The 16,918-nt window shown below is 69.6% G+C and carries 15 protein-coding genes; 9 read left to right on the forward strand and 6 right to left on the reverse strand.

Annotation, left to right across the window (positions count from 1 at the left end; genetic code table 11):
• Positions 1-22: 22 nt before the first annotated feature.
• Positions 23-1,237: a M20 family metallopeptidase gene (locus HBK84_RS10640; RefSeq protein WP_167318865.1), complete on the forward strand. Its 1,215-nt coding sequence runs from the start codon at positions 23-25 to the stop codon at positions 1,235-1,237.
• 9 nt (positions 1,238-1,246) lie between these two features.
• Here the strand turns inward: HBK84_RS10640 and HBK84_RS10645 are convergent, their stop codons facing one another.
• Complete coding sequence (locus HBK84_RS10645) at positions 1,247-2,647, reverse strand: MFS transporter (protein WP_206069151.1); 1,401 nt, start codon at positions 2,645-2,647, stop codon at positions 1,247-1,249.
• 179 nt (positions 2,648-2,826) lie between these two features.
• On the opposite strand from HBK84_RS10645, the gene HBK84_RS10650 reads away from it, so the two are divergent.
• Entirely contained in the window at positions 2,827-3,489 is a 663-nt protein-coding gene (locus HBK84_RS10650; protein WP_064847449.1) for a GntR family transcriptional regulator, read from the forward strand.
• 12 nt (positions 3,490-3,501) lie between these two features.
• Here HBK84_RS10650 and HBK84_RS10655 read toward each other — a convergent pair whose 3' ends face one another.
• From HBK84_RS10655 to HBK84_RS10665, 3 genes are read right to left on the reverse strand one after another with little or no spacing between them, the layout of a single operon-like run.
• Positions 3,502-4,992, reverse strand: a complete 1,491-nt coding sequence (locus tag HBK84_RS10655) for an NAD-dependent succinate-semialdehyde dehydrogenase (RefSeq protein ID WP_167318866.1) — start codon at positions 4,990-4,992, stop codon at positions 3,502-3,504.
• Between the two features lie 53 nt (positions 4,993-5,045).
• On the reverse strand, positions 5,046-8,069 hold the full coding sequence (locus tag HBK84_RS10660) for an FAD-binding and (Fe-S)-binding domain-containing protein (protein ID WP_167318867.1): 3,024 nt from the start codon (positions 8,067-8,069) through the stop codon (positions 5,046-5,048).
• Positions 8,066-9,355 (reverse strand): aspartate aminotransferase family protein, encoded by a 1,290-nt coding sequence (locus HBK84_RS10665; protein WP_167318868.1) that lies wholly within the window; start codon positions 9,353-9,355, stop codon positions 8,066-8,068. Before HBK84_RS10665 ends, HBK84_RS10660 begins: the two co-directional genes overlap by 4 nt.
• A 105-nt stretch (positions 9,356-9,460) precedes the next feature.
• Between HBK84_RS10665 and HBK84_RS10670 the strand changes: the two genes are divergently transcribed.
• From HBK84_RS10670 to HBK84_RS10685, 4 genes are all read left to right on the forward strand, one after another.
• Entirely contained in the window at positions 9,461-10,528 is a 1,068-nt protein-coding gene (locus tag HBK84_RS10670; protein WP_206069152.1) for a D-2-hydroxyacid dehydrogenase, read from the forward strand.
• Between the two features lie 281 nt (positions 10,529-10,809).
• Complete coding sequence (locus HBK84_RS10675; protein WP_167318869.1) at positions 10,810-11,103, forward strand: peroxiredoxin; 294 nt, start codon at positions 10,810-10,812, stop codon at positions 11,101-11,103.
• Positions 11,104-11,259: 156 nt separating this feature from the next.
• Positions 11,260-11,484, forward strand: coding sequence for a hypothetical protein (locus tag HBK84_RS10680; RefSeq protein WP_144998457.1), 225 nt, complete (start codon positions 11,260-11,262; stop codon positions 11,482-11,484).
• A 71-nt stretch (positions 11,485-11,555) separates the two neighbouring features.
• Positions 11,556-12,335 carry a hypothetical protein gene (locus HBK84_RS10685; RefSeq protein WP_167318870.1) on the forward strand — a complete coding sequence of 260 codons (780 nt, stop codon included), beginning with the start codon at positions 11,556-11,558 and terminating at the stop codon, positions 12,333-12,335.
• On the opposite strand, the gene HBK84_RS10690 is transcribed toward HBK84_RS10685, so the two are convergent.
• A complete protein-coding gene (locus HBK84_RS10690) occupies positions 12,313-12,663 on the reverse strand; it encodes a hypothetical protein (RefSeq protein ID WP_167318871.1) in 351 nt (116 codons plus the stop codon). The two genes, HBK84_RS10685 and HBK84_RS10690, sit on opposite strands and share 23 nt — an antisense overlap.
• Before the next feature lie 230 nt (positions 12,664-12,893).
• Between HBK84_RS10690 and HBK84_RS10695 the strand changes: the two genes are divergently transcribed.
• The 3 genes from HBK84_RS10695 (at position 12,894) to HBK84_RS10705 (ending at position 15,576) form a co-directional block, all read left to right on the forward strand.
• Positions 12,894-13,829 (forward strand): VOC family protein, encoded by a 936-nt coding sequence (locus HBK84_RS10695; protein WP_206069153.1) that lies wholly within the window; start codon positions 12,894-12,896, stop codon positions 13,827-13,829.
• Positions 13,830-13,913: 84 nt separating this feature from the next.
• Positions 13,914-14,876: an aldo/keto reductase gene (locus HBK84_RS10700; RefSeq protein WP_167318872.1), complete on the forward strand. Its 963-nt coding sequence runs from the start codon at positions 13,914-13,916 to the stop codon at positions 14,874-14,876.
• Between the two features lie 145 nt (positions 14,877-15,021).
• On the forward strand, positions 15,022-15,576 hold the full coding sequence (locus HBK84_RS10705; RefSeq protein ID WP_144998467.1) for a type 1 glutamine amidotransferase domain-containing protein: 555 nt from the start codon (positions 15,022-15,024) through the stop codon (positions 15,574-15,576).
• Between the two features lie 243 nt (positions 15,577-15,819).
• On the opposite strand, the gene HBK84_RS10710 is transcribed toward HBK84_RS10705, so the two are convergent.
• Positions 15,820-16,911, reverse strand: a complete 1,092-nt coding sequence (locus HBK84_RS10710) for an alanine--glyoxylate aminotransferase family protein (RefSeq protein WP_144998469.1) — start codon at positions 16,909-16,911, stop codon at positions 15,820-15,822.
• Positions 16,912-16,918 lie beyond the last annotated feature (7 nt).

Consider the following 16,918-nt stretch of genomic DNA (forward strand, 5'->3'; position numbering starts at 1 on the left):
GGACTGGATAAGGAGACCCATCATGAGCCGCGACGGCGTGCGGTGCAGCCCGCAGGAGCAGGCCGTGCTCGACCTCATCGACACGGACGAGCTCGTGGACCTCACGTGCGCCCTGGTGAATGCCGCCGGCGAGAACCCCGGGGGCACCGAGGAGGACACCGCCCACGTCCTGGAGCGAGCGGCGAGCGAGCGCGGATTGACTGCTCGCAGCGACGTCGTGTCCCCCGGTCGGCCGAACGTGGACGTGGACCTGCCCGTGGGCGGTCCCGTGGCGGACGGGCCGGGGCTGCTGTTCCTGGGCCACTCGGACGTCGTGCCCGCGGGGCCCGGGTGGATGCGGGCGCCGTACGACGCGGTGGTCGACGGCGACCGGCTGTACGGGCGCGGGGCCACGGACATGAAGGGCGGGCTCGCCTCGGTGCTGTGTGCCATGGACGCCCTGCGCCGCTCGGGTGTGTGCCTGTCCGGACCCGTGAGGCTGTCGTCCACCGTGGACGAGGAGGACCTGGGTCTCGGGATCCGGCAACTCACCGCGCGGGGGCTGGGGCGTGCGTTCCTCGGCTGCGTGGTGGCCGAACCGACCGACCTGCAGACCGTGATCGCATGTCGTGGGGACGCGTACCTCGAGGTCGAGATCACCGGGGTCCCCGCGCACTCGGGGCGCCCCGCCGACGGGCGCAACGCGATCGATGCCGCGGCGGCCCTGCTGCGCCTGATCCGGCGGGACCACGAGGAACACGCCCGCCGCAGCGATCCGCTGCTGGGGTCGCCCACGTGGAACGTGGGCAAGATCGAGGGCGGTCGGGCCACCTCCATGGTGGCGCCGTCCTGTCACGTGTGGTTGGACCGGAGGCTCATGCCGGGTGAGGACCCCGAGCGCATCGTCGCCGAGCTGCGCGCGGCGGTGGACCGTGCGGGGATCACCGGCGACGGGATCTCCCTGGACGTGGAAATCACCATGTCCATGCCGGGTTTCCGCACCGACCGGGAGCACGAACTCGTCACCATCGTGCACGACGCCGTGGCGGACGCGGGCGGCCCAACGTCGATCGGCGGGTGGACGGCCGCGTGCGACGGCGGGTTCATCGCGCGGGACCACGGCGTGCCCACGGTGGTCATGGGACCCGGAGGACTCAACGACCAGGCGCACCAGGTGGACGAGTCCGTGAGCGTGGAAGAACTTTCGCGAGCGGCCAGGGCGTACACCCTGACCGCGTTGCGTCTGCTGTCCCGCTGAACGGACCGGCTACCGCCGGGCGACCACGGGCATCTTGCCCGTCTCCGGGATCTCCGTGCCGCGCAGGGACGCCCCCACGGTCTCCTTCATGAACTTGGCAGCGATCAAGCCGATCACGCATGCGCCCATCATGTAGAACGCGGGGATCAACGGGTTGCCGGTCGCCTCGATGAGCGCCTCGTTGACCAGCGGGGCGGTGCCGCCGAAGATCGCCGTGGACACGTTGTAGGTGATCGCGAACCCGGCGTAGCGCACCTGCGTGGGGAACATCGCCGGGAACGTGGCGGAGATGCACGCCAACTGGGGGATGTAGAGCAGCCCCAGCACCGCGAAGCCCAGCAGTGCCCACCAGAAGCCGTTGGCCATGAGCATGTACATGGGGATGGACATCACGATCAGACCGATGAGCGAGAAGTACCACATGGGTTTGCGCCCAAGCTTGTCGGAGAGTTTCCCGGCGAACGGGATCACGAGCATCATGGCGAACTGCGCGATGAACATGATGGTCAGCACCGTCTGTGAGGACATCTCGGTCTGACCCTCGAGGTAGGTGGGCATGTAGCTCAGCAGCGTGTAGTTGACCACGTTCACGGACACGACCAACCCGGCCATGATCAGCATGGGCTTCCAGTAGGTGGTGACCAGTTCCTTGAGGGCCATGCCCGCGGATTCCTCCGAGTGGCCGGCTTCCTCGAGCTCCAGGAACACGGGCGAATCCGCCAGCTTGGACCGCAGGTACAGGCCGATCAGGCCCAGCGGGCCGGCCAGCAGGAAGGGGATCCGCCAGCCCCACTCCATCATGGCGTCGTTGCCCAGGGTCACCTCGCCCATCAACACGATCAGTGAACCCAGCGCGAAACCGCCCAGGGTGCCGAACTCCAGGAAGCTACCCAGGAAGCCGCGCTTCTTGTCCGGGGCGTACTCGGCCATGAACGTGGCGGCACCGCCGTACTCACCGCCGGTCGAGAAGCCCTGGATCACACGCAGCAGCACGAGCAGGACGGGTGCCACGAAGCCGATGGTCGCGTGGGTGGGCAGGATGCCGATGCAGAACGTGGCACCGGCCATCAGGATGATGGTCAACGCAAGGATCTTCTTGCGTCCCAACCGGTCACCGAGCGGGCCCCAGAACAGTCCGCCCAGAGGGCGGACCAGGAACGACAGGGCGAACGTACTCAGAGCCAGCAGCGTGCCGGCCTCCCCCGGGAAGAAGTTCTGGGTGATGTACACGACCGACACGGCGTAGACGCCGTAGTCGAACCACTCCGTGGCATTACCGATCGCGGAGGCGGCCACCGCGCGGCGCACGGTACTCGCGTCCGGTTCCGGGTGTGACGACGCCGCGGGGGACGTCATGTCGCGCGGGTCCCGCGATTCGCGGGGCAGATCGGATTGATGTTGCGAATTCATGGAAACCTCTATGGTGCAATCGGTGGGCGTCGGCGCGCCCGGGATCGGTCCGGCATCGAGAGATCATGGAGCCTGGCGGCCCGTGGACCGTTTGATTGTCGACAATCCTACCCATAGGCTGTGCGATACGTAAGACTTGGATACGCGGACCTTCGGGTCTGCCAGGACCGGAGGCGGCCATGCCCGGCAATCTGCTGCGACCCGTGGTACAGGAAACCACCCCGTCCTTGTTGGCCCGGCAATTGCGTCAAGCCATCGGTGCGGGCGAGCTGGCCCCCGGCCAACAACTCAACGAGATGGAGTTGAGCCGCGCCCTGGGCGTGAGTCGGGGTCCGTTGCGCGAGGCCATGCAGCGCCTCACCCAGGAAGGCCTTCTGCTCAGCGTGCGCAACCGTGGGGTGTTCGTCACGCAGATCACCGACGACGATGTCCGGGACCTCTATCTCGCCCGCGGTGCCGTGGAGCGCGCGGCGGCCGCCCGGGTGATCACGACCGATCCGGAGGCTGCGGCACAGCGTCTGGGTGAGAAGGTCGAGGCGATGTCCCGGGCGATCGATCACGGGGACACCGCATCGCTCACGGAAGCGGACGTGCAGTTCCACGCGTTGCTCGTGGAACTCTCGGGCAGTCCCCGTCTGATCCGCATGCACGACACCCTCATGGTCGAGACCCGCATGTGCATGACCGCTCTGGAAACACGGTACGCGTCGCACAGTTTCCGCCTGGAGGAGCACCGCGAGATCACGGAGGCCATCGGGGCGGGCGACGCTCCCCGCGTGGACGCGCTGCTGCTCGAGCACATGCGCGACGCCGTGATGCGGTTGACCTCGAGCGACGACTGACCCGCCCCCAGCTCAGCCGCGCGGCACGGCCACGTACTTGTACTCGAGGAACTCCTCGATCCCCACGCGCCCGCCCTCGCGTCCGAGCCCGGACGCCTTGACGCCGCCGAACGGTGCCGCGGGATTGGAGACGATGCCCGTGTTCAGGCCCACCATCCCGACCTCCAGGGCGTCGCTCACGCGGAAGCTGCGATCCACGTCCTGGGTGAACAGGTAGCCCACGAGTCCCCACGGCGTGTCGTTGGCCAGTTCGAGCACCTCGTCCTCCGAGTCGAACGGGATCACCGGCGCCACGGGACCGAAGATCTCCTCACTCATCAGTTTGGAGTCCGGGTCCACACCGTGCAGCACGGTGGGGTCGTAGAAGAATCCGGGCCGGTCCGGGCGGGAGCCGCCGCACTCCACGGTGGCGCCGCGGGCCACGGCGTCGTCCACAAGTTCCTGGACCTTGTCGAGCGCCTTGGCCTCCACGAGGGGCCCGACGTCGGTGCCGTCCTGGGCGCCGTCGCCCACCGAGAGTGCCCCGAGCCGTTCGGCGAGCTTCCGGGAGAACTCGCTCATCACTGAGCGGTGCACGAACAACCGGTTGGCCGCGGTGCACGCCTCCCCCATGTTGCGCATCTTGGCCGCCACGGCGCCGTCCACGGCGCGATCCAGATCCGCGTCCTCGAAGACGATGAACGGGGCGTTGCCACCCAGTTCCATCGAGGAGCGCATCACGTGGTGCGCCGCTTGTTCCAACAGCCGCACGCCCACCTCGGTGGATCCGGTGAAACTGACCTTCCGGGCGATCCCGCTGGACATCCACGGGCCCACGACCGAGGACGCCTTCTTGGTGCACACCACGTTGAGCACCCCGCGGGGCAGACCCGCCTCGATCAGGATTTCCACGAGGGCCAGCGAGGACAGCGGGGTGAGGTTGGCGGGCTTGAACACCATGGTGCACCCCGCGGCCACGGCCGGGCCGATCTTGCGGGTGCCCATGGCCAGGGGAAAGTTCCACGGCGTGACCAGGACGCACGGCCCCACGGGCTCCTTGGACACCATGATCCGGTTCTTGCCGTCCCCGGTCATGGTCTGATCACCGCCGATCCGCACGGCCTCCTCGGAGAACCACCGGAAGAACTCGGCGGCGTACGCCACCTCGCCCCTGGCCTCGGCGAGCGGCTTGCCCATTTCCGTGGTCATGACGAGGGCCAGTTCGTCCTGGCGCTGCATGATCAACTCATAGGCCCGGCGGAGGATCTCGCCGCGCTCGCGCGGGGGTGTGGCCGCCCACTGCTTCTGCACGCGTCCCGCGGTCTCGATCGCGCGCTGGGCGTCCTCCGGGCCGCCGTCCGCGACCGTGGCGATGACCTCCTCGGTCGCGGGATTGACGACGTCGAACCGGGCGCCGGAGGCGGCCTCGCCCCATTGGCCGTCGATGAACGTGCCCGTGCTGACCTTGGCCACCGCATCGAGGGCGGCCCGGGAGGTGCGGTGTTGGGTGGTGTGTGCGCTCATGGGATTTCCTTCGTCGGTCGTGGGTACATGTCGGAGGGTGTCGGTGGGCCTGATCACGCGGTGCCCGATGGCTGGGGTCCGGTCGCTGCGGGTCCGGGGTCCAGAATCTGTGCGATGTGCAGGCCGCGAGCGCCGGGATCCACGTGGCCCACCTGCATCGCGCAAGAGAACCCGTCCGTGAGAACGGCGGTGTCCGGTGCGGCCGCGCGCAGTGCCGGCGCCAGGGACGTCTCCGCCACGAGCATGCTGACGTCGTAGTGCTCGACCTCGAAACCGAAGTTGCCCGCGACGCCGCAGCACCCGTTCGCCTCGCTCACCTCGGCCACTCCCGCGACGGCCAGGGCCCTGCGCTGGGTCGCGGGGCCGAACACGGAGTACTCGTGGCAGTGGGTCTGGACCACGGCGCGCCCCGGTACCGGCGCGGCCGGTGGGGCCATGTGCCGCTCACCCGCCCACGACGCGACGTAGGCGGCGAAACTCGTGACCCGCCGTGCCACCCGCCGCGCCTGTTCCGTGGGGACGAGTTCGGGCAGGTCCTTGCGCAGTGCCGCGGCACAGCTGGGTTCCACGACGACGATGGGGCGCTCGGACCCGTCGTCCAGCGCGGCCGCGGCACGGGTCAGTAGCTTCTTGGCGGTGCGCAGCTGTCCCGTGGAGATCCAGGTCAGCCCGCAGCACACGTCCGCCGAGCACTCCACCGCGTCCCCCGCCCCGGCGAGGACGCGCGCGGCGGCTCCGGCCACCTCGGGCCGGAAACCGCGGGTGAACGTGTCCACGAACAACACGACGTCCTGCCCACCGGGCGCGTCCGCGACGTGGGCCCCGGCGGGAGCCAGAACACCGGGGCGCTGGGAGGGGACACCGGTGCGCAAAGCGGGCCGAGCGGTGTCGTCGACCTCCCGGCGCCACTGCCCGGAACGGGCGAATCGCGGCAGGGCACGGTGCGGGGTGAGGCCGCCGAGCCGTGCGGCGAGTCCGCGCAGCGGCGTGGCCAGGATCGCATTGACGAGCGGCGCGATCCGCCCCGCGATCCCGAGCCACCGCGGCAGCCAGCCCAGGGAGTAGTGGGAGCGCGGTCGGAGCCGGCGCGCGTAGTAGTGGTCGAAGAACTCGGACTTGTAAGTGGCCATGTCCACCCCCGCGGGGCAGTCCGTGGCGCACGCCTTGCACGAGAGGCACAGGTCCAGGGCCTCGCGCGCGTCGTGGGACCGCCAACCCTCGGCCACGGTCGCGGCGCCGCGGACCATGTCCTGCAGCACCCGGGCGCGCCCGCGCGTGGAGTCCTTCTCGTCCCGCGTGGCCCGGAAACTGGGGCACATCACGCCACCGCTGTCCGCGCGGCACCGCCCCACACCGATGCACCCCTGGACGGCGTGCACCCAGGGGTCGGGCTGGGCGTCCCGCCCCGATTCGCGGGCGGTCTCCGCGGCGCCGACCGGTTGCAGGTCGAAGCTCGTGCGCCACTGCCGGTCCGGGACACCCTCCAACGCCAGGTGAGCGTCGATCGGTGCCGGATCCACGATCGAGCCCGGGTTCAACAGCCCCTCGGGATCCCATGCGCGCCGGAACGCGGCGAAGGCCTCGAGCACCTCGGGCGAATACATGAGGGGCAGCAGCGCGGAGCGGGCCCGGCCGTCCCCGTGTTCCCCGGACAGCGAGCCGCCGTGGCGCACCACCAGGCGGGCGGCGTCCCGGGTGAACTCGCGGTACACCTCGCGGCCGCGTTCGGTGCGCAGGTCGAACGTGATGCGGATGTGCATGCACCCGGCGCCGAAGTGCCCGTACATCACACCGTCCAGGTCGTACTCGCCCATCAGCGTGCGCAGCTCGGCGAGGTAGGCGGCCAGGTTCTCGGGGGCCACCGCGGAGTCCTCCCACCCCGGCCAGGACTCACCTCCCGTGGCCAGCCGCGACGAGAGCCCCGCGCCGTCCTCGCGGACCCGCCACAGGTTCGCACGTCCCTCGGGATCCGCGACGGCGATCCCCTCCACCAGGCGGCCGTTCCCACCGAGTCGTGCGAGCAACTCGTCCGCCTGCCTGGCCACGGCTTCGCGCGTGTCACCGTCCAGGTCCACGAACAACCACGCATTGCCATCCGGCAGTCCCGTCACGGAATCCGGTCCGCGCCGCCACCGCATGGTCTCCACGATGGCCTTGTCCGTACCCTCCACCGCTGCGGGTGAGAACTCGAGGATCGTGGTCACGTCACGAGCGGCGTCGACCACGGTGTCGTACCCCAGGCAGACCAGCAGCGCGCTCGTGGGCTTGGGAACGAGCCGCATGCGCGCGCCCACGATCAACGCGCACGTTCCCTCGGACCCCACCAGGGCGCGGGCCATGTCGAAGCCCTTCTCGGGGAGCAGGTTCTGCAGGTGGTACCCGGACACCTGGCGCGGGATCCGGCCGAGCTCGAGCCGGAACGCCGCGAGGTGCTCGCGGGCCAGCGCACGCAGCTCGCCGCTCAGCTCGCTCGCCCGCAGCACCGAGGCGCGGTCGTCGGGGTCCGTGGCGCGCAGTCCGGTCGCGGTGGCAGTGAGCCGGGCGCCGTCCGCGGTCACGACGTCGATCTCGACCGTGTGATCGCTCGTGCGCCCGTACCGCACGGAGTGGTTGCCACACGCGTCGTTGCCGATGGCCCCGCCCACCGTGGCGCGGTTCTTGGACGAGGGGTCCGGCGCGAAGGTGAGCCGCTGACCGGTCGCGGCCTCGACCTCGCGGGTGAGGGTCGCAAGGACCACACCGGGTTCCACGGCGGCCGTTCCCGCGCCCGGGTCGATCTCCAGGATGCGGTTCATGTGCCGCGAGAAGTCGACGACGACGCCGCTGCCCACCGCATTGCCCGCCATGGACGTCCCGCCGCCCCGACTGACCACGGGGGTGCGGGTGTCCGCGCACGCGCGCACCGTGGCCACGACGTCGTCCACGGTGCGCGGGAACACCGCGGCCAGCGGACGCACGCGGTAATTCGAGGCGTCGTAGGCGTACTCGGAGGTGCGGCGCTCGGACGCGTCCACCTCCACACCCGAGCCGCGCAACCGGGAGATCACGGCGTGCTCGGTGACCGGCGCGGCCGTCATCGGCTCCCTCGGTCCCCGGTGGTCGCGCCGGACGGCGACGTGACGGCGGCCAGAGCGGCGTCGAACCGCTCGAGACCCTGCTCGATCTCGCGTTCGGTGACCACGAGCGCGGGGATCAACCGGACCACGTTGCCCGCGGGACCGCACGTGAGGGTGAGGAGGTCCTGGTCCACCGTGGCCTGCTGGACCGCCGCGGCGGTGGCGGCGTCCGGTGACCCGTCCTCGGCGGTGAACTCGATGCCCTGCATCAGCCCCAAGCCGCGCACGTCCCCGATGACCGGGTAGCGGGTCTTGATCTCCTCCAGCCCGGCTCGGAGCTGCTCACCGCGCACCCGGGAGTTCTCGACCAGGCCCTCCTCCTCCACGACCCGCAGGGTGGCCACACCCGCCGCGGCGGAGACCGCGTTACCGCCGTAGGTCCCGCCCTGGGAACCGGGCCACCCCTGGGACATGAGCTCGGTGGAGGCCGCGATCACGGAGATAGGGAAGCCGGAGGCGATGCCCTTGGCCATGATCTGGATGTCCGGGGAGGCGGTGGAGTGCTGGTGCCCCCAGTACTTGCCGGTGCGGCCCACGCCGGCCTGCACCTCGTCGAAGATCAGGAGGATGCCGTGGCGGTCCGCCCGTTCCCGCAGTCCCTCGAGGAACCGCGGGGGCGTGGGGATATAGCCGCCGTCCCCCAGTGCGGGTTCGATGAGGAACGCCGCGGTGTCCTGGGGCGCGGTACGTGTCATCAGCAGGTAGTCGAGTTCCTGCAACGCGAAGTCCACGGCGGTGTCCATGTCCCAGCCGTAGCGGTAGGCATAGGGGAACGCGGACATGTGCACGCCGGCCATGAGCGGCGAGAAACCGGCGGAGAACTTGGTCCCGGCGGTCGTCAGGGAGGCCGCCGCCACCGTGCGGCCGTGGAACCCACCCTGGAACACCACAATGTTGGGACGACCGGTGGCCATGCGTGCCAAGCGGATGCCGGCCTCCACCGCTTCCGACCCCGAGTTGGCGAAGAAAAGAGAGTCCAACCCCGCGGGCAGCACCTCCCCCAGGCGCTCGGTGAACTCGAGCAGCGGCGGGTGCATCACGGTGGTGTACTGCGCGTGGATCACCTTGCCCACTTGTTCGCGCGCGGCCTCCACCACCCGGGGGTGGCAGTGACCGGTGCTGGTCACGCCGATGCCCGTGGTGAAGTCCAGGTACTCCCGCCCGTCGGTGCCGTGGATCCAACTCCCGGACGCGTGATCGACCACGACGGGAGTTGCCTGCTTGAGAAGAGGGCTCAGGGATGCCATGCGTCACATTGTCCGAGCCGGATCGAATGATTGTCAACAATCGGCGGATTGGCCTAGGGTGCGATGATGACGCAGCAACGGCCACCCGCCCAACCCTCCCACGACATGCACGCATTCCCCGATGCACCCCGCGCCGAGGCCGGTCGTCCGGCTCGCGATCACCGAGGGTCCGGTGACGACGACGCCGCGGCGCACAGTGCACGACGCCGCCCCCGCCTCGTGGTCCTCACCTCCCCCGACGCGCCTCCCCTACCCAATGCCGCACGGATCGAGGACATGGTGGAGGTGGTCTACACACACGCGGAGGATCTCGAATCCGCACTCCCCGGGGCCCGGGCGTTGCTGGTGTGGGACTTCTTCTCGTCGGCACTGCGGGACGCGTGGTCCGGCGCGACCGACCTCGAATGGATCCACGTGGCCGCCGCTGGCGTGGACTCGCTGTTGTTCGACGAGTTGCGCGCCTCGGACATCACCGTGACGAACGCGCGCGGCGCCTTCGACGTACCGATCGCGGAATTCGTGCTCGCGTCCGTCCTGGCCCACAACAAGCAGCTGCACCGCAGCAAGCAGCTGCAGAACGAGCGGACGTGGCAGCACCGCGAGCTGCAGCAGACCGGCGATCAACACGCCCTCGTGGTCGGTACGGGTGGGATCGGCAGGGCCACGGCCAGGCTCCTGCGGGCCGTCGGCCTGCGGGTCACGGGGGCCGGACGCACCGCCCGCGAGCACGACGAGGACTTCGGCTCGGTGGTCGACAGCAGCCGGCTCGCCGAGCACGTGGCCGATGTGGACCACCTCGTGCTCATCACGCCACTGACGGATGAGACACGAGGACTCCTGGACGCCGCGGTCCTTGAGCGCATGAAACCCACGGCGCACGTGATCAACGTGGGCCGTGGAGCCGTCGTGGACGAACCCGCACTACTGGACGCCCTGCGCGACGAACGCATCGCGGCGGCGTCCCTAGACGTGTTCGACCAGGAACCCCTCCCCCGAGACCACCCGTTCTGGAGGATGCCCACCGTGCACGTCTCCGCCCACATGAGCGGGGACGTTATTGGCTGGCGGGACACCCTGGCGGAACAGTTCGAGGCCAACGTGATCCGCTGGCTGCGCGGCGAGGAGTGGAAGAACGTCGTCGACAAGCAGCTGGGGTACGTGCGGGGACGCTGAGGCGGGGGCCACCCAGACGTATCAACCCTTCGGGAACGCTGGCCACACGGTGATTGCCGCCCCTGCACCACGCCGAGCCCGCCCCCGAACCCGGACCCTCGGACCCCGGATCCCGCAGGACATCGCAGGCACACCACACCGTTGTCATGTCCCGAGAAATTTGCCGTCCACCCCTTGACGCGTGATGTGGATTACAGGAGATTTCATATCTCGCATCTTCGCGCGCTGAACCACGCCGAACCTCAGCGCCGCAGCCCGTCCCCGACCCACGAGGAGCCCACATGTCACGCGAACTCTCCACCGGAGACCCCGCCCCCGCGCTGCGACTGACCGCCCACGACGGCAGCATCGTGGACCTTGCCGACGCCACCCACAGCGGCACCGTGGTGTACTTCTACCCCAAGGCCTTCACGCCGGGGTGCACCACCGAGGCATGCGACTTCCGGGACAACCTGGCCGCCTTGAAGGGCCAGGGCTACGACGTCTACGGCGTCTCCGGGGACGACCCCCAGGAGCTCCAGCGCTTCGTCACCGAGTACCACCTGCCCTACACGCTTCTCTCCGACGCCTCCTGAACCGAGACGCGTCCCTCATACTCCGCGCGGGCAGTGACCTCCTGGTCGCACGGTGACAGCGGCAGCCACCTCCGGGTGGCTGCCGTCCTGTCGTCTCCCGTCGGGTCGGCGCGAGGGCACGCCGCTGGATCACCGCGGGCTCCTGTTCGTCCCGTCATGACGACGACGCCGCGGGCCTGGCGAGGACGGCCCCGCCCCGCTCACGTCACCACGGCGCCGCGTGATCAGGCCCTGCGAGACCATCAAGTCGAACGCGACGTCGCCGGGCACGTGGACCTCGCCTCCTGGGTAGACGCGCTGCTCGCCTTCCTGCTGGGCACCCAGATCGCGGCGGTCCTGGACCCCGCGAACGTCACCCCTGCGCACCTGGAGCGCAGCTGACGGCGCAGCTGGCGCTCGTGCGCGCTTCCGCCGGGGCCACCGGGGGCGGGCAGGTCACGTACCCTACTGGGATGCGCTTGCCCCGCCCGCTTCCCGCCCGCCCCGACGACCACGACGACGGGCCACCGCCCGAGAGTCGCTACCAGCACCTGGACGACCAGGCCGTGCGCGCGTCCGCGGCCGCCCTGCAGCGCAGGATCTTCTCCCGCTTCCCCCAGCGCAGCCTGTGGGAGGTCTGCGGTGAGCTGATCGCCCTGGTGGACGAGGTCACCGAGGGTGGTGGCATCAGCCGGCGCCGGATCCGCACCGCCCGCGCCCTGTCCCGGCTGGGCGTCCTGGTGGTGCTGCTCGTCTTCGGCACGGCCATCACCCTGGCGGCGCTGAGCATCTGGGCGGACCCGGACGCCCTCGGCCCGGTGGACTGGCTACCCCTGCTGGAGACGGTGGTCAACGACCTCGTCTTCGCGGGCATCGCCATCTTCTTCCTGCTCGCGGTGCCGCAACGCCTGGAGCGCGCCCACGTGCTGCGCGTGGTGCACCGACTGCGCTCGCTCGCCCACGTGATTGACATGCACCAGCTCGTGAAGGTCCCGGAGCGCCTGCCCGCCGCCAGGGTCTACACCGAGGATGCGCGGGAGGACGAACCGGCACTGACGCGCGCACAGATGACCCAGTACCTGGACTACTGCACGGAGATGCTCTCGCTCGTGGGCAAGACCGCCGCACTGTTCGCAGAGGACACCACGGACGCAGACGTGCTGGACGCCGTGGAGGGCATCGAGGCCCTCACGTCGGACATGGCGCGGAAGGTATGGCAGAAGATCGCGATCATCCAGGAGCAGGGCGGCTGACCACCCACCGCGGGGGTGCCCGCCCCGCCGTGAAGACCCGTAGAGCCGGGAGCACCGCACAGGCCATGAGGCCCGCGACCGAGGAGCAGACCCCGAAGCCCAGGACGCACGCCAGCAGCACCATCAGACCGATGGCGGGTGCCCCCTCTCCGATGCCCGCGGCCACGAGCACGGGACGCCCGAATCGACGCAGCGGGCCGCGGGTCAGCGCAAGGCCCAGGGGAAGGACGAGCACGAGGGCGATCACCGTGGCCAGCGCCGTGAGGCCCAGGTGCTGCCAGCAGGCGGCGAGGAACTGCTTGGGGCGCCGGTCCAGAAACTCTCCCACGGGTCTGCCCCCTCTCTGCTCGACACACCCAGACCCGTCGACCAGGGCTCGGCCGAGTGGTCAGGGTCGATTGGCCGCCCGAGGGGCGACGTGATGATTGGCCCATCACAAGGTGGCTTTTTGTTGACGTGCATCCATGTTTTTGTCCGGATATACTTGCGGCAGTAACTATTTCTTAGGTAATATGTTGAGTATTCCGGCGGCCTCCTGGGCCGTCCCCCGACAAGGAAGTGGTTCCCGTGTCCCTGCTCATCCAGCGCCCCGATCCCCGCAGCCTGCGCCGCCGCCCGGCGGACGACCTGCTCTCCGACGGCACCACCATGGGTGCCGTGGAGCTGCTCGTGAAGGACCTGGACGGGATGATCGCCTACTACTCCACCGGCGTGACCCTGGACGTGCTGCAGCACTCCGGGGACACCGCCGTACTGGGCCACGACGGCCGCGTGGTCGTGCGCCTGCGCCGCGTCACGGACCTGCCGTCCTGGCGCCCGAACCAGGCGGGCCTGTTCCACACCGCCGTGCTCTTCGACGACGACGCCGCCCTGGCCCGCGCGCTGGCCTCGATGGCCCGTTTCGCACCGGGCACCTTCACGGGCTCCGCGGACCACCTCTACAGCCAGGCGTTCTATTTCACGGATCCCGAGGGCAACGGCGTGGAGCTCTACGCGGACCGCCCCCGTGAGACGTGGCAGCGCGAGGCGAACGGCCTGCTCAGCCTGGCCTCCAACTATCTGGACCCGAACGAGTTCTTGCGCACGAATCTGCCCCTGGAGGTGCCACAGCCGACCACGGCACCGGCCTCCACGCTGGGTCACGTCCACCTGCAGGTGGGCGACATTTCCACCGGGCGCGAGTTCTACGTGGACACGCTCGGCTTCGAGGTGATGAGCGACGCCGGGTCCGCCCTGTTCATCTCCGCCGGCGGCTACCACCACCACATCGCTTTGAACACGTGGAACAGCGCGGGCGCCGGTCCGCGCGCCGCGTCCCTGGGCCTGGGCCAGGTCAACATCGACCTCCCCACCGGCGAGGACATCGCCGCGCTGGAGGAGCGCCTCACGGACCACCGCGTGGCCACCCGCCACGACGGCGCCGTGCTGCGCTTCGAGGACCCCTGGGGCACTCTCATCCAGGTCGCGCAGGCCCCCGAGCCGGGCGTCGCCTGACACTGCCCGCCCCGTAATGTCGGCTTGCTACAGTCGCCAGGGAAAAGGCCCCGACCGGCCACCACACCACCGCAGGAGGTTCCCATGAGCCAGCACGCACCCACCACCGCACGGATCGCCGGGATCGAGCAGGAGATCTTCCGGCTGAACCTGGGCGGGAACACGTTCGGGTGGACGAGCGACGAGCAGCAGTCCTTCGACGTCCTGGACACCTTCGTGGCCGCGGGCGGAAACTTCGTGGACACCGCCGACATGTACTCCGTGTGGGCCGAGGGCCACGAGGGCGGGGAGTCCGAGACGGTTCTGGGGCGCTGGTTCGCGGCGCGCGGCAACCGTGACTCCGTGGTGCTCGCGACCAAGACCGGTGCGCACCCGCAGTTTCGCGGCCTGGCCCACGACACCGTGGTGGCTTCTCTCGAGGCGTCCCTCGACCGGTTGCAGACCGGCTACGTGGACCTCTACTACGCACACTATGACGACGCGGACACGCCCATCGAGCAGCAAGTGGAAACCTTTCACGAGCTCGTGGACTCCGGGCGCGTGCACGCGGTAGGGCTGTCCAACTACTCGCCGCAGCGCATGCGCGAGTTCTTCACGGTGGCCCGCGAGCGCGGCTTGGCGGTGCCCGCGGCCATCCAGCCGCAGTACAACCTGGTGCACCGCCGCGATTTCGAGCGGGACTACGCCGCGATCGCCCGGGAGTACGACGCTGCCGTGTTCCCCTACTTCGCCCTGGCCTCCGGCTTCCTCACGGGCAAGTACCGCACCACCGATGACCTCGAAGGAGCGGCCCGCGAGCAGATGGCCCGGGAGTACGTCTCCCCCGAGGGTTTCGCGGTTGTAGAGGAACTGGTCTCCGTGGCGGACAGGCACCGCGCCGAGCCGGCCACCGTGGCCCTCGCATGGCTGCTCGCCAAGGGCGTCACCGCACCCATTGCTTCCGCATCCTCCGCCGCGCAGCTGTCCTCGCTGGTGGCGGCGCCCGCACTGCACCTGGGCGCGGACGACATCGCCGCACTGGACCGGGCATCGCGCCCCTTCGCGTGAGGGGGACGCTGGGTGCACGCAGCAAACGCCGCGCGGCGGCGTCGTGATCGTGTCGCTGACAGCGGAACCGGCGGGGATACCCTTGCAAGGGAAAGTGCCGCGGTGCCACAGTGGAACCACCAACCAAGAGAAAGGATTCTCGACAATGGCTGAACTATCCGGCAAGAAGATTCTCGTTCTGGTGACCAACCAGGGCGTGGAGCAGGACGAATTGAAGGTCCCCCTGGAGAAGTTGCGGGCTGACGGGGCGGAGGTTACGGTGGCCGCCCCCGAGACCGGCGAGGTGAAGTCCCTCGTGGGCGACTGGGACCGGGGAGAGACCTTCCCCGTAGACCAGACCATCTCCAGCGTCAACGAGTCCGAGTACGACCTGCTGCTGCTGCCCGGCGGGACCCTCAACGCAGACGCCCTGCGCTTGGACCAGGACGCGCAGAAGACCGCCAAGGCCTTCGCGTCCTCCGGCCGCCCAGTGGCCGCCTTGTGCCACGGCCCGTGGCTGCTCGTGGAGACCGGCCTGGTGGACGGAAAGACCCTCACGTCCTACCCGTCAGTGAAGACGGATATCGTCAACGCTGGCGGCAACTGGGTGGACCAGGAGGTCAAGGTGTGCCCCGCCAAGGAGTGGACCTTGATCACTTCCCGCGACCCCGGTGACCTGGAGGCCTTCGTGGGTGCGATCAAGGAGCAATTGAGCATCTGATCCCCTCTTTGCACAGATGCACAATGGGCCCCGCCGGATCCGGCGGGGCCCATTGTGTCGTTGGGGGCCGTGTGCGGTGGACCGCTGTCCGTGGGGGTGGTGTCGGACCGGCGAGGGTGCCTGCGGATGAGAGTGTCGGCGGGTGCGCACAACACTTATGCTGCGCCGCCGCGCAGACCAGAGCCCCGATTTCGCCTCTTATCGCAGCACAGATGTCCCCCTGTCCAGGGCGGATAGCGCCCGTTACCGGCCCAGCACCTCCCGCAGCGCACCCAGGATCAGTGTGACCGACTCCGGGGCAGCATTCGGACCCATGAGCCCGATGCGCCACACCGTGTTCACGTACTCCTTCACACCGGCGCCGATCTCGATGTCGTACTTCTCGAGCAGTTCCCTACGCACCGCGGCCGAGTCCACGCCCTCTGGCACCTTGACCGTGGTCAGTTCCGGCAAGCGGTGTCCCTGCGCCGCGAACAGTTCCAGGCCCATGGCCTCCAAACCGTCCTGCAGCGCGCGGCCGGCGGCCTCGTGACGCTCGCGAACGGCGTCGAGCCCCTCGTCGAGGACACGGCGCAGACCCGCCTCGAGGGACGCGACCATCGCCACGGGCGCGGTGTGGTGGTAGGTACGGCTGGAACCGGAGGCCTCCCCCACGTAACCGCCCAGCATGCCGAGGTCCAGGTACCACGAGCGCGGCTTCTCGACCCGGCGCTGCCACGCGCGCTCGGACACCGTGAACGGCGCGAGCCCCGGAGCCACACCCAGGCATTTCTGGGTCCCGGCGTAGCCAATGTCGATGCCCCACTCGTCTGCCTTGAGCTCGATGCCGCCGATCGAGGTCACGGCGTCCACGAGCAGCAGGGCGTCACCCTTGATCCGGCCCAGGGCGGCGATGTCCGAGCGCACGCCCGTGGAAGTCTCCGCGTGCACCGCCGCGATGATCTTGGGCGAGGGGTGGGCCGCGGCGACCTTCTCCGCGTCCACGGCTTCGCCGAAGGGGAAGTCCACGCGGATCACGTCCGCGCCGCACCGGCAGGCGACGTCGCACATGCGCTCCCCGAACAGACCGTTGACCGCGATCACCACGGGGTCTCCGGGGTTCACGAAGTTCACGAACGCCGCTTCCATCCCGGCCGAACCGGTCGCGGAGAGCGGAAGCGTACGGCGGTTCTCGGTGCCCCACACCGCGCGCAGACCGTCGCATGCACTGTCCATGATCTCCAGGAACTGCGGATCGAGGTGGCCCAGCAGCGGCCGTGCCAGCGCCTCGGTGGCTTCCGGATACGGGTTGGTGGGGCCGGGCCCGAAGAGGTGACGGATGAGGATCTGGCTCATGACTGGG

The sequence above is a fragment of the Kocuria sp. KD4 genome (assembly GCF_011769905.1).
GTDB classification, from domain to species: Bacteria; Actinomycetota; Actinomycetes; order Actinomycetales; family Micrococcaceae; genus Kocuria; species Kocuria marina.

What these genes read in the sequence shown, in the direction of transcription:
- HBK84_RS10670 (WP_206069152.1), top strand. Translation starts at nt 9,461, where the DNA reads ATGCACGCATTCCCCGATGCACCCCGCGCCGAGGCCGGTCGTCCGGCT.
- HBK84_RS10640 (WP_167318865.1), top strand. Translation starts at nt 23, where the DNA reads ATGAGCCGCGACGGCGTGCGGTGCAGCCCGCAGGAGCAGGCCGTGCTC.
- HBK84_RS10650 (WP_064847449.1), top strand. Translation starts at nt 2,827, where the DNA reads ATGCCCGGCAATCTGCTGCGACCCGTGGTACAGGAAACCACCCCGTCC.
- HBK84_RS10680 (WP_144998457.1), top strand. Translation starts at nt 11,260, where the DNA reads ATGACGACGACGCCGCGGGCCTGGCGAGGACGGCCCCGCCCCGCTCAC.
- HBK84_RS10675 (WP_167318869.1), top strand. Translation starts at nt 10,810, where the DNA reads ATGTCACGCGAACTCTCCACCGGAGACCCCGCCCCCGCGCTGCGACTG.
- HBK84_RS10660 (WP_167318867.1), bottom strand. Translation starts at nt 8,069, where the DNA reads ATGACGGCCGCGCCGGTCACCGAGCACGCCGTGATCTCCCGGTTGCGC.
- HBK84_RS10645 (WP_206069151.1), bottom strand. Translation starts at nt 2,647, where the DNA reads ATGAATTCGCAACATCAATCCGATCTGCCCCGCGAATCGCGGGACCCG.
- HBK84_RS10700 (WP_167318872.1), top strand. Translation starts at nt 13,914, where the DNA reads ATGAGCCAGCACGCACCCACCACCGCACGGATCGCCGGGATCGAGCAG.
- HBK84_RS10685 (WP_167318870.1), top strand. Translation starts at nt 11,556, where the DNA reads ATGCGCTTGCCCCGCCCGCTTCCCGCCCGCCCCGACGACCACGACGAC.
- HBK84_RS10710 (WP_144998469.1), bottom strand. Translation starts at nt 16,911, where the DNA reads ATGAGCCAGATCCTCATCCGTCACCTCTTCGGGCCCGGCCCCACCAAC.
- HBK84_RS10665 (WP_167318868.1), bottom strand. Translation starts at nt 9,355, where the DNA reads ATGGCATCCCTGAGCCCTCTTCTCAAGCAGGCAACTCCCGTCGTGGTC.
- HBK84_RS10705 (WP_144998467.1), top strand. Translation starts at nt 15,022, where the DNA reads ATGGCTGAACTATCCGGCAAGAAGATTCTCGTTCTGGTGACCAACCAG.
- HBK84_RS10655 (WP_167318866.1), bottom strand. Translation starts at nt 4,992, where the DNA reads ATGAGCGCACACACCACCCAACACCGCACCTCCCGGGCCGCCCTCGAT.